Source organism: Curvibacter sp. GW821-FHT01G03, assembly GCF_059422285.1.
In genome coordinates this window covers 47,217-60,831 of record NZ_JBWKWP010000024.1, presented here as the reverse complement: position 1 = coordinate 60,831, position 13,615 = coordinate 47,217, and the positions used below count along the sequence as shown (strand labels likewise).

General features: G+C 67.4%; 14 protein-coding genes. 5 read left to right on the top strand and 9 right to left on the bottom strand.

What is annotated here, in order from left to right; genetic code table 11:
* Nucleotides 1–41 precede the first annotated feature (41 nt).
* From AC07VS_RS25825 to AC07VS_RS25795, 7 genes are all read right to left on the bottom strand, one after another.
* A complete protein-coding gene (locus AC07VS_RS25825) occupies nucleotides 42–539 on the bottom strand; it encodes a hemerythrin domain-containing protein (protein ID WP_492350059.1) in 498 nt (165 codons plus the stop codon).
* Nucleotides 540–708: 169 nt separating this feature from the next.
* The gene (locus AC07VS_RS25820; protein WP_492350060.1) at nucleotides 709–894 is read right to left on the bottom strand and encodes a hypothetical protein; all 186 of its coding nucleotides are present in this window, start codon (nucleotides 892–894) and stop codon (nucleotides 709–711) included.
* Nucleotides 895–1,156: 262 nt separating this feature from the next.
* Nucleotides 1,157–1,816 (bottom strand): ABC-type transport auxiliary lipoprotein family protein, encoded by a 660-nt coding sequence (locus tag AC07VS_RS25815; RefSeq protein WP_494752398.1) that lies wholly within the window; start codon nucleotides 1,814–1,816, stop codon nucleotides 1,157–1,159.
* Between the two features lie 23 nt (nucleotides 1,817–1,839).
* On the bottom strand, nucleotides 1,840–2,823 hold the full coding sequence (locus tag AC07VS_RS25810; protein ID WP_492350062.1) for an MlaD family protein: 984 nt from the start codon (nucleotides 2,821–2,823) through the stop codon (nucleotides 1,840–1,842).
* A gap of 25 nt (nucleotides 2,824–2,848) precedes the next feature.
* Nucleotides 2,849–3,673, bottom strand: a complete 825-nt coding sequence (locus AC07VS_RS25805; RefSeq protein WP_494752397.1) for an ABC transporter ATP-binding protein — start codon at nucleotides 3,671–3,673, stop codon at nucleotides 2,849–2,851.
* The gene (locus AC07VS_RS25800) at nucleotides 3,673–4,824 is read right to left on the bottom strand and encodes an MlaE family ABC transporter permease (protein WP_494752396.1); all 1,152 of its coding nucleotides are present in this window, start codon (nucleotides 4,822–4,824) and stop codon (nucleotides 3,673–3,675) included. Before AC07VS_RS25800 ends, AC07VS_RS25805 begins: the two co-directional genes overlap by 1 nt.
* A gap of 136 nt (nucleotides 4,825–4,960) precedes the next feature.
* Entirely contained in the window at nucleotides 4,961–5,872 is a 912-nt protein-coding gene (locus tag AC07VS_RS25795) for a LysR family transcriptional regulator (protein WP_494752395.1), read from the bottom strand.
* 142 nt (nucleotides 5,873–6,014) lie between these two features.
* Here AC07VS_RS25795 and AC07VS_RS25790 point away from each other — a divergent pair, with 142 nt between their 5' ends.
* The gene (locus AC07VS_RS25790) at nucleotides 6,015–7,754 is read left to right on the top strand and encodes a GMC family oxidoreductase (protein WP_494752394.1); all 1,740 of its coding nucleotides are present in this window, start codon (nucleotides 6,015–6,017) and stop codon (nucleotides 7,752–7,754) included.
* A gap of 6 nt (nucleotides 7,755–7,760) precedes the next feature.
* Here the strand turns inward: AC07VS_RS25790 and AC07VS_RS25785 are convergent, their stop codons facing one another.
* Complete coding sequence (locus AC07VS_RS25785; protein ID WP_494658490.1) at nucleotides 7,761–8,936, bottom strand: metallophosphoesterase family protein; 1,176 nt, start codon at nucleotides 8,934–8,936, stop codon at nucleotides 7,761–7,763.
* 185 nt (nucleotides 8,937–9,121) lie between these two features.
* Here AC07VS_RS25785 and AC07VS_RS25780 point away from each other — a divergent pair, with 185 nt between their 5' ends.
* The 4 genes from AC07VS_RS25780 (at nucleotide 9,122) to AC07VS_RS25765 (ending at nucleotide 13,246) form a co-directional block, all read left to right on the top strand.
* On the top strand, nucleotides 9,122–11,380 hold the full coding sequence (locus AC07VS_RS25780; RefSeq protein ID WP_494752393.1) for a TonB-dependent receptor: 2,259 nt from the start codon (nucleotides 9,122–9,124) through the stop codon (nucleotides 11,378–11,380).
* A gap of 91 nt (nucleotides 11,381–11,471) precedes the next feature.
* Complete coding sequence (locus tag AC07VS_RS25775) at nucleotides 11,472–12,122, top strand: MotA/TolQ/ExbB proton channel family protein (protein ID WP_492350069.1); 651 nt, start codon at nucleotides 11,472–11,474, stop codon at nucleotides 12,120–12,122.
* A 6-nt stretch (nucleotides 12,123–12,128) separates the two neighbouring features.
* Nucleotides 12,129–12,524: an ExbD/TolR family protein gene (locus tag AC07VS_RS25770; protein ID WP_494658488.1), complete on the top strand. Its 396-nt coding sequence runs from the start codon at nucleotides 12,129–12,131 to the stop codon at nucleotides 12,522–12,524.
* A complete protein-coding gene (locus tag AC07VS_RS25765; RefSeq protein ID WP_494752392.1) occupies nucleotides 12,521–13,246 on the top strand; it encodes a TonB family protein in 726 nt (241 codons plus the stop codon). The genes AC07VS_RS25770 and AC07VS_RS25765 overlap by 4 nt, the downstream gene beginning before the upstream one ends.
* Before the next feature lie 18 nt (nucleotides 13,247–13,264).
* Here the strand turns inward: AC07VS_RS25765 and AC07VS_RS25760 are convergent, their stop codons facing one another.
* A complete protein-coding gene (locus tag AC07VS_RS25760; RefSeq protein ID WP_494752391.1) occupies nucleotides 13,265–13,588 on the bottom strand; it encodes a hypothetical protein in 324 nt (107 codons plus the stop codon).
* Nucleotides 13,589–13,615: the final 27 nt, after the last annotated feature.

Below are 13,615 nucleotides of genomic sequence, written 5' to 3'. Positions count from 1 at the left end.
GCCAGACTCAGCCCCAGGTCAAAGCGGCCCTCAGGCGGCGATCAGGCCGCCAGCGTTTCTTCTGCCGTGTCAGAGCAGGTCGACCCGCCGCAGCCATGGATCTCACCCTGGGGCAGGGCATCGGGCGATGCCACGACGCCGGTCTCGGCGTCGTAACCCACGCGGCGCAGGTGCAGGGCCAGGGCCGCATCCATGGATTGAGCATGCTGCGGAAACCAGATGGCCAGTTCAGAGGCCATCTGCCGCACCACGGCCAGATCACCTGCGGCACCGCGCACCGCACCTTCGCGCATCACCTGCAGCACCACCTTGTGCTGCATGGTGTGGCAGTTGGACGACGAGAAGCGGGTGTCCTGCATCCAGCGGTCTTCACGGCCGAAGTGATCATCCGTGTGGTCCACCAGCACCTGCCAATGTTGCAGCAGGGTGTCGTCAGGGGCTGAGGCCACGACCGCCAGCAGATCGACGAACTCGCGGTGGGTGTCGTCCATCAAAGGCAGGTCCAGCGACAGGGCGTCGCTCCATTCGAGCTGGTTCATGAGCGGTTCTCCGGGTGTGCGCAATCGCGGCAGCATAAGCGCGAGCGAACGCCCTGGATTTGATCCAGGTCAGCCAGCCGGCAGGGTGACCGTCAGCAGGCTCGACACCCCCTGTTCAAAGTCTCTCTTGGGTCGCGCAGCGAAATCAGGCGAGACATTGAACAGGCTCTCAGGGCTTGCGACGGGTGCGTTGGGCCAGCGAGGGGGCCGCCTTGAAAGGCCAGGCCACCGAGGCTTTGGCCCAAGCCGGGGTGGCCGGCGCATCGGATCCGGGCAAGGGTTGGGCGGCACGCGCGGGTGGGGTCTGGGTGGAAGCGCTGCCCTTGGGCGGCGCGTTCTTCCTGGTGTCTGACATGGAACTCCCTCGGGGCGTGATCGCCCTCATTGATCTGAGTGGATGGCGCGCGGCAGGCGAAGTTCCCCGGCCGCTGATGGAGGGCCCGTGACCAAGCCCTGGCCCAGGCAACCATCGGTCAAGTTGACTGCACCAATGGACTCAACGACGATGCCCATCGGGTGGTTGACGCATCCGGGGACTCAGACACATCATTTTCAAACACCAGCACGGTGTTCACCCAGGCTGGCTTTGCCAGACCGGACGGCGCTCATCCCGGTGCTCAGCGAGCCCGCTCCAGCCACTGCCCCAAGGTGCCGGCCACCTGATCGGTGGCCCGTGTCAGTGCGCACACGCCACCGACCGCATCGGCACTGGCCGCCGGTTCGTGCGCCGTGAAGACCTGCTGGGCCAGCAGGGTTTCACCCGCTGGGCTGTTATCGACCAGGGTGGCGCGCAGGCGCACCAGCGCCTGGCTGTGGCTGGGGCTGTCAAACACCTGGGTGAACTCCTCCAACTCGAGGCGCAGCACCCGCACGGGCTGGTTGTCGGCACGCTTGAGCGCTGCACTCTCGCCCGCACTCATGACCGTGTAGCGCGTCGACAGGTGATCGCGCAGGCGCTGCCGGATCAGCTGAGCGGGCGGCAAGGTCCAACGGGCCTGCGCATACGGGCGCAGTTGCTGATCGCCCGCGTAGGCCAGCCGATACAGCACCGCACTGGAGCCCTCGAACACGCCCACGGGTTCCAGGTCGGCCAGTGCCAGCACTGGCAAGGGTTTGGCGGGCGGGGCGACCGCATCGGCCTGCGCCAAGCCGGGGCCGAAATCGTACTGGGCGGGGCGCACAGGGCGCTCCGGCAGGGCAGAGCAGCCGGCCAGCAGAAGGAAGGCCGCAGCCCAGGCAGCCGACAGCACCCGGCGATCCGTCAAATAGGGGGTCATGGCAAGGTTCTCCTGGATCTGGTTCACGGGCGGGTCAAGACAGCCGGGGCCCGAAAGCCGGGCTCACCCGGGCCCGGCTCGACCAGGCCATGGCCGAACAGCAGCGATTGCGGGTTGTCATTGATGCCGGTGACGGTGCGCCCCAACTGGCGCGCGGCACGGGCGCTGTCTTCAGTGAAGCGGTTGACCCGCGGCAAGGTGGTCGAGCCCAGGGTGTCCGTGACATGGGACAAGGCTTCGGTGCCTTGCGCGATGCGGTCCAGCGGGCCGTCCTTCTCGTTCAAACGATGCGCCGTCTGCGCGATTTCGCCCGACATGCGCCCCACTTCGGCAGCGCTGTTCTGCACGGCCCGCAGGGTCTGCGAGGCATCCCGCGTCAACGCAGGCACCGCCGCCAGCGCAGGCTCCACGTGGGTCTTCACCGTGCTGTTGAGGGTGGCCGTGATCTCGGCCACATTGGCCGAGGCCTGCCCGATGTTGGCCAGCATCAGCGACAGGCGTTTCTGGTTGTCGTCCGACAAGGTCTGAGCGATGCGCTGGGTGGCATCCTGGATCTGAGACAGCAGCTCAGGGGCCTGTTCGGTGAGCTTGCCCAGTTGCGAGGTGACCAGGGGCAGGCGCGGCAGCCCATCTTCGCCACTGGGCAAGGGCTCCTGGGCCTGGCCCGCGTCGTCCAGCAGCACATAGGCCAGGCCTGTGACCCCCTGGTAGGCCAGGGTGGCAAAGGTGGTCGCGGTCAGGGGGGTCTTTTCCTCCACCGAGATGCGGATCAGCACATTGCCCTTGGCTTCGTTGTCGAAGCCGATCTGGGTCACCTTGCCCACGGCCACCCCCTTGTAGCGCACGGGGGCCTGGGGCTGCAGGCCGGTGACGCTGTCACGGGTCGAGAGCTCCCAGGACTGGTAGCGCCCCTTGTCCCGCGTGAGCCAGAAGCCCAGTGACAGCAAGAGCAGGGTGACCACCAGCACAAAGGTGCCGGCGGCCATGGCGTGGGATTTGTTTTCCATGTGCGGTGTTCCTCGAACGTGGGCTTCAGGGGATGGTGGGGGCCGGGGCCATGGCCCGGCGCCCGCGCTCGCCCTGGAAGAAGTCGTGGATGAAGGGGTGGTCCAGGCCGGCGACCACCCGCGGCGTGTCGGTGAACAGCACTTTCTGGCTGGCCAGCACAGCCACCCGAGTGGACAGCGCGAACAGCGTGTCCAGATCGTGCGTGACCATGATCACCGTCAGACCCAGCTCGGCGTGCAGGTCCTTGAGCAGGTCGCAGAAGTCGTCAGACGCGTGGGGATCCAGGCCTGCGGTGGGTTCGTCCAGCAGCAGCAAGGGCGGGTCCATGATGAGGGCACGCGCCAGTGCCACCCGCTTGATCATGCCGCCCGACAGATCCGAGGGGCGCTTGTGGGCATGCTGGGGACCCAGGCCCACCATCTGCAGCTTCACGTAGGCGGCGTCGGTCACCACATCGGCCGGCAGCGTGCCCAGCTCTCGCAAAGCAAAGGCGATGTTCTCGAGCACGCTGAAGGCCGAAAACAAGGCCCCTTGCTGAAACAGCATGCCCACGCGGCTGGAGGCGCCGTGGCGGCCCAGCTCGGCCGCCGGCTGACCCAGCACCTGCACACGCCCCCGAGCGGGATGCTCCAGGCCCAGCATCTGGCGCAGCAGCACCGTCTTGCCGGTGCCCGAGCCCCCGACCAGGGTCAAGACCTCGCCGCGGCGCACCTGCAAGGCCAGGTCGCGGTGGATCACCACCTCGGATTCGCCACGACCGAACACCGTCCACAGGCCCTCGATGTCCACCACGGGGGCGGCATCGGCCGGTGGGGCCAGGTTGGCCAGAGGCACGACCGTTGCGTTCATCAGATCCCCACGTCCTTGAACAGGATGGCGAACAGCGCGTCCACCAGGATCACCACGGTGATGGAAGTCACCACCGACGCCGTGGTGCCCTGCCCCAGGCTCTCGGTATTGGGTTTGACCCCCAGGCCGTAATGGCAGCCCACCAGGGCGATCAGGATGCCGAACACCACCGACTTGCCGGTGGCCAGCAACAGATTGCTGGCCTCGACCGCCGCCGGCAGCGCCTGCATGAAAAATGCCGGGGTCACCTTCAGGGCCAGATCGCTGGCGAGCATGCCGCCGGCCAGCGAGGCCAGGGTGGTCCAGACCGAAATCAGCGGCATGGCGATGGCCAGCCCCAGCGCCCGCGGCATGACCAGCCGGAAGCCGTGGGCGATGCCCATCACCCGCATGGCGTCCAGCTCTTCGGTGACCCGCATCACGCCGATCTGCGCCGTGATCGCCGAGCCTGAGCGCCCCGCCACCAGGATGGCGGCCAGCAGGGGCCCCAACTCGCGGATCAGTGAAATGCCCAGAATGTTCACGATGAAGGCCTCGGCACCGAACTGGCGCAGTTGCAGCGCCATCAAGTAGGCCAACACCACGCCGATCAGAAAACCCACCAGCGCGGTGATCGGCATGGCCGTGGCCCCCATCTGGTACAGGTGGCCCGACAAATCCCGCCAGGGGGCGTCGCGCGGTGCCCGCAGCAATTGCATGACATCCAGCAACAGCTGCCCTTGCATGCGCACGTAGTCACGCGCATGGCCCAGGCCTTTCAACACCCGCAGCCCCAGGTGGTCGATGGCCGAACGGGTGCCATCGCCGGAGGCCTCGGTCCGGTCCTGCCCAGGCGGCAAGGTCAGGCGCGCCACGCGTTCCAGCATCTGGCGCTGCAAGGCATCGATCTGCAACTGCGCCGGCCACTGCATTCCCCATTGGCGCCACAGCAATTGCGCCCCCACGTGGTCCAGCCGCTGCAGGCCGCTCAGATCCCATTGCACCGGCCCGGCAGGGCCACCGCGCGCCGGTGCCAGGGCCTGCAGAAGCTGGTGTGCCACCCCTCGATCCGCCAGCGCCGCGGCCGTCCATTGGCCGGTGGGCGCGGCACAGCGCCCATCGGCGGTGTCACGCCATACCAGGCTGGGGGAAGACGGGGAGGTGTCGGTCACAAGGCAAGGGGGGGGTCAAAACTGTCACATCGTAACGCCAGCCAGCCCGGGCTCTCAAGGCCGCCACGGCACAGCATCAAATAGATTGCAAAGCAACACAAAGCTGACGTTTGGACAACACGCCAAGACCACGCGCTCAGGCCCAGACCGCCGCCAAAGCCGCACAGGCACAGGCCAGCACCGGGTCATCACGCCGGGCCGCCGGGTACACAAAGGCCAGGTCGCAATCCAGGCTGACGGCATCGGCAATCACCAGCCCTCGGGCCTGGCTTTCGCGCATGGCGATGGAGTCACGCACCAGGCTCAGGCCCACACCGGAGCGCACCAGGTCCAGCATGCTGGACTCCTGGTCCACCAGGGCCACCCAGCGGGGCTCCAGACCGGCAGGCGAACCGACGCCCATGACCCGCGCCAGCAGCCGATGGTGGGCCGATGCGGGCGGCGTGGCCAGCCAGGGCAGGGCCGCCAGGCCCTTCCAACCACGCCCCTGCACCTGCGGCCCCCAACCCGCCGGCGCCAGCACCCGGTAGGTGAACCGGGTCAAGGTGAGCTGGGCCAGCGGCTCGGGGGGTGGCTGATCCGGTTCGGCCAGGTAGAAGCCCCCATCCAGCGCATTGCGCTGCACGGCATCCCAGACATCGCCGCTCATGGCCTGACGCAATTCGGTGCGGACCTGCGGGGCGGCCTCGACCAGGTGCTTGAGAAAGGCGCCCAGGCGGGTGAACTCGGGGTCGAGGATGGTGCCGATGCGCAGGCTGCCGCGCACGGTGTGGTGCAGACGCTGGGCCGCCTGGGCAAAATCGACCAGCGCGCCCAAGGCCCGCTCGGCCTGGGGCAGCAGGGCCGCACCATCGGCGGTCAACACCAGGCCACGTGGGCTGCGGCTGAACAGGCTCAAACCGGTGGCCTGGGCCAGCGCCTTGAGCTGCAGGCTGACCGCCGGCTGCGACAGGTGCAAGCGGGCCGCCGCCCGCGACACGCTGCCCTCGCGGGCCACCATGACGAAGGCGCGCAGGCTTTGAGGGTCGGTCATGAGGGACGGTGACATGGGCGCAATCCCTTTGTGATATTTGCCATTCTTATAAGACAGTTTTGAACAACTCATTGGATTAACGGGCCAATCTGCCTGAAACTGCGCCACAGATCGCCAACGAATCATGAGATTGGCAAATACACGCCCCGGAGACACCATGAGCCAAGCCCCCTCCTCTTCCCAGGCACCGGCCCCAGCGGCAGAGGCCTTGTTCGACTACATCGTGATCGGTGCCGGCACGGCGGGCGCACTGATGGCCAACCGGCTCAGTGCCGACCCCAGCCGCCGGGTGCTGCTGATCGAGGCGGGCCGCAAGGACGACTACCACTGGATCCACATCCCGGTGGGCTACCTGTACTGCATCGGCAACCCGCGCACCGACTGGCTCTACCAGACCGAACCGGCCGCCGGCCTGAACGGGCGCACCCTGCGTTACCCGCGCGGCAAGACCCTGGGTGGCTGCAGCAGCATCAACGGCATGATTTACATGCGTGGCCAGGCCCGCGACTACGAGCATTGGGCCGAACTGACGGGGGATGACGCGTGGCGTTGGCAGCAGGTGCTGCCCGAATTCATGCGCCACGAAGACCACTGGCGCCTGGATGTGGCGGGTCAATCACCGGCCGGCTTCGAGCAATGGCACGGCCACCGGCGCACCGGCAGCAGCGGGGAGTGGCGGGTTGAAAAGCAGCGCCTGCGCTGGGACATCCTTGACGCCTTTGCCCAGGCAGCCCAGCAAGCGGGCGTGCCGGCCAGCGACGACTTCAACCAGGGCAGCAACGAAGGCGTGGGCTATTTCGAGGTGAACCAGAAAAGCGGCTGGCGCTGGAACTCGGCCAAGGCCTTTTTGCGGCCCACCTGCTATGCACGCCCCAACTTTGAACTCTGGACCCAAGCCCAGGTGGCGCGCCTGCTGCTTGAAACCCAGGCCGACGGCGGCCGACGCTGCACCGGCGTGCAGGTCTGGACGGGCAGCGAGATGGTCACGGCCCGGGCCAGCGCCGAGGTCGTGCTGTGTGCCGGCAGCATCGGCACGCCGCAGATCCTGCAACTTTCGGGCATCGGCGCGGCCCCGGAACTGCTGGCACGCGGCATTGCCCCCCAGGTCGATCTGCCCGGGGTCGGCCACAACCTGCAGGACCACCTGCAGATCCGGGCCGTGTTCCAGGTCCAGGGCGTGAAAACGCTCAACACCCTGGCCAACAGCCTGTGGGGCAAGGCGATGATCGGTCTGGAGTACGCTCTCAAACGCAGCGGCCCCATGAGCATGGCGCCCAGCCAGCTGGGGGCCTTCACGCGCAGCCGGCCCGACCTGCCCCACCCCAACATCCAGTACCACGTGCAACCCTTGAGCCTGGACGCGTTTGGCGAGCCCCTGCACAGCTTCAATGCCTTCACCGCCAGCGTGTGCAACCTCAACCCCAGCAGCCGCGGCTCGGTGCTGGTGAAAAGCCCGCGTTTTGACGAAGCCCCCGCCATCGCCCCCAACTACCTCAGCACGGACGAAGACCGCCAGGTGGCCGCCGACAGCCTGCGCCTGACGCGGCACATCGTGGCCCAGCCTGCGCTGGCGCGCTACCAGCCCCAAGAGTTCAAGCCCGGTACCCAGTACCAGAGCGATGAAGAACTGGCCCGGCTGGCCGGCGACATTGCCACCACCATCTTCCACCCCGTGGGTACCACGCGCATGGGGCGCGCCGACGACCCGCAGGCCGTGGTCGATTCGCGCCTGCGCGTGTTCGACGGCGTGGGCCTGCCCGGCCAGCCCCGGCGCATCATCGCCGGCCTGCGTGTGGTCGACGCCGGGGTGATGCCCACCATCACCAGCGGCAACACCAACAGCCCCACGCTGATGATGGCCGAGCGCGCCGCCGGCTGGATCACCGGGCGGAGCTGAGCCCGATCAGGGCAGATCCCAGGTCTTCAGCACCTGGGTGGGGCCGAAGTGCTCGTCAAAGCCCAGCACCTGGATCTGCACGCGGTCGTCGGCATAGACCTTCACATCCGCCCAGGCATAGAAGCGGTCGAAAGGGTTGCTGCTCTGGCCGGGCCAGGCGGCAAAAGGGGATCCGCCCGAGCCCACGATCACCTGCCAGGCCCGGCCCCCTTGCGCCAGCCGGGGCTGCGAGGCGTGGTAGATGTGCTGGTGGCCGCAGAAGTAGGTAGCGCCATAGTCCTCGATGACATCCCAGAACGCGTCGCGCAAGGCCGGGCGCACGTTCAGGCCATCTTCACGCTCGGCCACACCGGCCTGAAACTCATACACATAGGCCATCTTGTGGCCAAACACGAAATAGTGCCTCGCTCCGCGCGCCTTGGCGGCAGCCAGGTCGGCGCGCAGCCAGCGCACCGGCGCCGAGCTGTCAAAACCCACCGGGTCGGTGTTGATGACGGCCAGGTGCACCGAGCCGACATCGAATGAATAGCTGAGCAGCTGCTGCGGCGTGCTGACGCCATCGCTGCCCGAGGCCGGAGCGTGGGAGGGGCGCCAGGCCTGGGCGGGCTGGCCCGTCAGGCGGCTCCAGCGCGTCTCGTCCAGGATCAGATCGCCCATGTTGGCCCGCCAGGCGTCTTCGAGCCAGGCTTGCGCCAGCTTCTCGGTGCGTCCATTGCCCAGCCGCGTCGGCACCTGAACCTCATGGTTGCCAGGCACCGGGAGCACATAGGTGCCCTGCTCCATCAAGCCAGCCACCATGCCGCGCCAGTAGGCGTACTCGCGCTCGACCTGGGTGGCATCGCGGGTGTAGCCCATGATCATGTCGCCGTTGAAGACCAGGGCCTGCGGCCGCACCGCCGCCATCTCCCGGGTCATGCGCGCCAACACCTGGGTGGCCTGTAACCAGCGCCGATCCTGCCCCGTCAAGCCCGGGGCGCGCGGGTCGTGCCGGCTGTCACCCACGGTGGTGAAGTGAAACACCGGGGCCGGCGGCGCCACATCGGCCGTCTGGGGCATCGCAGGCACCGGTGCAGCGGCTGCCACTGCAGGCGTCGGGACCAAGGTACCGCCCTCAGGGAGGGCACAGGCCGACAGCAGCCAGGCACAGCAGCCCGCCAGAAGCCAGTTCAATCGCAAATTCATGGGCAGCCCTCTCTCATGCGCACCGGAAACCTCAGGAGGCGCAGAGCTTAACGCCTGCCGGTGGGGCGTCGACTTGTATCCATTTGTCACAACAACGTCAACGGCATGTCACGGGCCATCTCTAGATTCCCGGGGTTCCCCATGGCTTGACCTTGTGTCCCACCCTTTGCAGAAGAACCCATAACATGTCCCACGTCTGTCCTTTCCCAACACGTCCCCTGACCCGCCTGCTGACGCTGGCCCTGATCTCACTGGGGGCCTCACAGGCCGCCCTGGCCGACACCGTTGACCTTGGCACCGTCGGCGGCAGCGGTGGCGCCGCCGCCACGCCGACCGTGAAAGCCGAACGCGGTACCGCAGCCTCGGTGGCCCCCACGCAAGCCAGCCTGAAAGCCACCCAGCCTCAGTCGATCATCTCGCGCGCCTTCATCGAAGACTCGACCCCGCCCACCGGCAACTTCAACACCATCACGGCGATTGCGCCCAGCGTGGCGTCGATGCCTTCCACCAACGGCCCAGGCCTGGCCGACCAGAAGATGAGCCTGCGCGGCTTCCAGGACGGTGAGTACAACGTCACCTTCGACGGCATCCCCTTCGGCGACTCGAACGGCCCGACCCACCACTCGACCGCCTACTTTCCGGCCTCGGTGATCGGCGGCATGGTGATCGAGCGTGGCCCGGGCAATGCCAGCAACATCGGTTATTCGACCTACGGCGGCAGCGTCAACCTGTTCTCCAAGACCCCCTCGGAAACGCAGCAGGTTCAGGTGTATGGCTCGGTGGGCTCGTGGGGCACGGTGCTGGAAGGCATTGCCTACGAAAGCGGCCGCATGGAGGGCAGCGACGCCACCCTGCAACTCAATGCCCAGCACATGGGCGCCAAGGGCTACCTGACCCACAACGACCAGGTCAACAAGAACATCACCGCCAAGTACCAGCGCCCCGTGGGCGACAGCAGCCTGCTGACGCTGTTCATGAGCCTGGCCGATGTGAAGACCAACACCCCTGACAACGCCAGCGGCCCGACCCGTGCCCAGGTGAACGCCATGGGCGCCAACTACAGCCTGAACAGCAATCCGCGCAGCCAGGGCTACTACGGCTACAACTACGCGGCCAAGCAGACCGACATGGAATATGTGCGCCTGCAAAGCCGCCTGGCGTCGGGCTGGGAAATCGACAACAACGCCTACACCTACGCCTACACCAACAGCACCACGGCCGGCCAGGACCCCTCGCTGTACAACGGCACCGCCGACACCAGCCTGAGCTTCACCAACCTGCTCAAGAGGCCCGTGACCCTGCCCAACGGGGACGTGCCCGGCTACTACAAGCTCAACATGTACCGCGTGTGGGGCGATGTGTTCAAAGCGACCAAACAGTTCGACGCCGGCCTGCTGCGCACTGGCTTCTGGTACGAGGGCTCGCGCACCCAGCGCCACAACCTGGAGGCCGACCTGACCACCGGTCAGCAACTGCCTGGGGCCAATGGGTCCTACCCGACCGGCGTGGTCACCTCGTCCAACTTTGCCGAGCAGAACTCGAACTGGCACCAGGTGCAGCCCTTTGCCGAGTTCGAATGGGCCGCCGCCAAGGGCCTCACCGTGACCCCGGGCCTGAAGACCATGTGGTACCACATGGGCCTGAAATCGGCCATGAACCAGAAGTCGCTGACCCCGCAGGACTACCAGTACACCTACCACGCGGTGCTGCCCTTCCTGACCGTGAACCAGCAGCTCGACGGCAGCAACTCGCTGTACGCCCAGTACGCCAAGGGCATGCAGCTGCCCTTCCTGGGCGTGGGCTCGCCCAACGGTGCCGCGCCGGACCCGCAGACCACCACCAACTACCAGGTGGGTGCCGTGCACAAGTCGGACGCGCTCACGCTGTCGGGCGACATCTACTACATCACGGTCAACAACCTGCAGCTCAACACCGGCACCAGCGCCAACCCGAACTACATCAACGCCGGCGGCGCCATCTACAAGGGCATTGAAGGCGAGGCCACCTACATGATCGGCCAGGGCCTGGCCGCCTACGGCAACGTGGGCGTCAACAGCGCCAAGTACAAGGCTGGCAACGCGGCCAACGGCCAACCCACCGGCGACGTGCCCAACGCCCCCAATGTGACCACTGCCCTGGGCGCGCTCTACAACATTGGCCCCTGGAACGCCTCGCTGATCTTCAAGCGCATCGGCGAGCAGTACAACGCCAAGCTGGGTGGCAAGCTCAGCCACATCGACAACACCGACCTGAACGTGGCCTACACCTTCAAGAACGTCGGTGCGTTGATGGGTGCCAAGGCCCTGAAGCTGCAGTTCAGCGTGTTCAACCTGACCAACCGGCAAAACCTGGTCGCCGTGAGCGGCCCGCTGAGCAGCGCCTCCACCCAGTACCAGTGGCAGGCCCCGCGCAGCTACATGCTGTCGGCCCGCGCCGATTTCTGAGACGCCGAGCCCTTGGCGCTCTGACTGGGGCCAGCACCCGCTGGCCCCAGATGCCTTCTGCCCCGCCACTGACCCACTGCACGAGCCCGACATGACCCCCTCCAAACTGTTTGAACTGGCCAACGCCTCCGGCGGCACCCTGTACCTGATGGGCCTGCTGCTGCTGATTGCCCTGACCGTGATCATCGAACGCAGCCGCCACCTGCTGAACATGCAGCAAGCCGGCGTCGACCTGATGAATGCCCTGCGCGACGACCCGGCCCTGCTGGCGCCGGCCACCCAGGTGTTGCTGAAAAAACATGCCGATCAGCCGCATGTGCGGGTGATCCGCAGCCTGGACAACGAGCCCGCCGAATCGTCCAGCGACACCGCAGCCGGCCACATCGAAGAATCGCTGATGCACGAGGTGCCCTTGCTGGACCGATCGCTGTGGGTGCTGGACACCGTCATCACCCTGGCCCCGCTGCTGGGCCTGTTCGGCACCATCGTGGGCATGTTCCGCGCCTTCTCGGTGCTGGACGATGTGCAGAACGGGGCCAGCCAGGTCACCGGCGGCATCGCCGAAGCCCTGATCGCCACCGCCTGCGGCTTGTTCATCGCCATGCTCGGCCTGATCTTCTTCAACTGGCTGAGCACCCGGGTGCGCGTGATCGTGCACCAGCTCGAAACCCTCAAGATCATGCTGCTGAACCGCCGCCGCCCACAGCCCACGCAGCAGGCCTCGCACCTGAAGGCCGTGTGAGTCGCCATGCGTTACTTCGAAACCAAGAAAGCCCGCATCGAGATCATTCCGATGATCGACATCATGCTGTTCCTGCTGGTCTTCTTTGCCATGATGACCCTGAAAATGATCCCCACCTCGGGCCACGTCAGCAAGCTGCCCACCAGCAGCACGGCCACCGCGATGCCCTCGCCCAAACTGCTGGTGGAGGTGCATGAGGACGGCTCGCTGCATGTCGATGGACAGGCCCTGCCAGCCCCCGAGCTGACGGCCCTGGTCAAGCAGCGCGACGCCGCCCACCTGGCCGTCACCATCGCGGGTGGCGAGCATGTCAACCTGCAGCAGCTGATGGGCGCGATCGACGCCGTGCGACTGGGCGGCGCCACCCAGATCGGGCTGGCGGCACGCACCGTGCGGCCATGAGCACCTTGTCTGCCGCCACCAGGCTGCTGCCCCGCCCCGCAGCGCCCACGCGGCCCCCGCTGTGGCCAGCGTTTGGTGCCGCCTTGACCCTGGAAGCCGCCGCCGTGGCGGGCCTGCTGCTCTGGCTGAGCCTGCACCCGGCCGAGCCACCGCTGCGCGTGCTGCCCTTGCAGATCGAGGCAGTGCCTGCCCCCACGCCCCAGGCAGCACCGACACCGCCGGTGAGCAAGCCGCCCCCACCGCTGCCGACCCCCCAGCCCGTGCAACGCAGCCCGCGCCCCGCCATGGCCCCGCCCGCAGCGCCGGCCCCCACGCCACCGCTGCCGGTGAGCAGTGCCCCCAGCGAGGTGGCAGCCACGCCCCAGGCCCAGGCCGTCGCTGCGCCGGCCGTGGCCGCGCCACCGGCACCGCCGCCCCCACCGCCGCCCGCCGGCCCGACGGGGCCTTCGCCCGAGTACATCGCCAAGGTGCGCGCCGCTGTGCAGGCCGCCTTCATCTACCCGCCCGCGGCCGTGGCGGCCGACTTCCATGGACGCACCCGGGTGGCCTTCACGCTGCGGGGCACCACCCCGGCCAACGCCCGCGTGCTGGTGGGCAGTGGCATGGGCCTGGTGGACCGGGCCGCCCTGCAGTCGGTGCGCTCGGCCATCTATCCACCACCGCCCCCGGAGATGAGCCAGACGGAGTCGCAGTTCGAGGTGTGGGTGGAGTTCAAGCCCTGACCACGGTCAGGGGCAGGTTCAGCGCAGGCCGCCGATATAGCGCGGGGCCTCCGGGTCGGCCGGGCTGGCTGGGGCCGCAGCACGCAGGCCCACCCGCGCCAACTGCTCGCGCGCCGACACAGCCGGCGCCGGCCGAGGGTTCCAGGCCTGATCCAGCTTGTCAGCCCATTCGGCCAGGTCGGCGTGAGCGCCCTCCTGGGCCACGCTGCGCGCCACCCGCACCATTTCAGCCGCGTAGTCGGCATTGACGGCCATCCACTCGGTGTCCGTCACCCGACCGGCCTTGCGGCGCAACAAGACATGCAGGTGGGCCGCGATGGCCAACTTTTCACTGGCAAGCATGAGCGGTTCTCCAGACAAATTCCATCG

Bases quoted from the DNA above. Each gene is read 5' to 3' on its own strand.
- AC07VS_RS25825 (WP_492350059.1), bottom strand. From the start codon at position 539: ATGAACCAGCTCGAATGGAGCGACGCCCTGTCGCTGGACCTGCCTTTG.
- AC07VS_RS25820 (WP_492350060.1), bottom strand. From the start codon at position 894: ATGTCAGACACCAGGAAGAACGCGCCGCCCAAGGGCAGCGCTTCCACC.
- AC07VS_RS25815 (WP_494752398.1), bottom strand. From the start codon at position 1,816: ATGACCCCCTATTTGACGGATCGCCGGGTGCTGTCGGCTGCCTGGGCT.
- AC07VS_RS25810 (WP_492350062.1), bottom strand. From the start codon at position 2,823: ATGGAAAACAAATCCCACGCCATGGCCGCCGGCACCTTTGTGCTGGTG.
- AC07VS_RS25805 (WP_494752397.1), bottom strand. From the start codon at position 3,673: ATGAACGCAACGGTCGTGCCTCTGGCCAACCTGGCCCCACCGGCCGAT.
- AC07VS_RS25795 (WP_494752395.1), bottom strand. From the start codon at position 5,872: ATGTCACCGTCCCTCATGACCGACCCTCAAAGCCTGCGCGCCTTCGTC.
- AC07VS_RS25790 (WP_494752394.1), top strand. From the start codon at position 6,015: ATGAGCCAAGCCCCCTCCTCTTCCCAGGCACCGGCCCCAGCGGCAGAG.
- AC07VS_RS25785 (WP_494658490.1), bottom strand. From the start codon at position 8,936: ATGAATTTGCGATTGAACTGGCTTCTGGCGGGCTGCTGTGCCTGGCTG.
- AC07VS_RS25780 (WP_494752393.1), top strand. From the start codon at position 9,122: ATGTCCCACGTCTGTCCTTTCCCAACACGTCCCCTGACCCGCCTGCTG.
- AC07VS_RS25775 (WP_492350069.1), top strand. From the start codon at position 11,472: ATGACCCCCTCCAAACTGTTTGAACTGGCCAACGCCTCCGGCGGCACC.
- AC07VS_RS25770 (WP_494658488.1), top strand. From the start codon at position 12,129: ATGCGTTACTTCGAAACCAAGAAAGCCCGCATCGAGATCATTCCGATG.
- AC07VS_RS25765 (WP_494752392.1), top strand. From the start codon at position 12,521: ATGAGCACCTTGTCTGCCGCCACCAGGCTGCTGCCCCGCCCCGCAGCG.
- AC07VS_RS25760 (WP_494752391.1), bottom strand. From the start codon at position 13,588: ATGCTTGCCAGTGAAAAGTTGGCCATCGCGGCCCACCTGCATGTCTTG.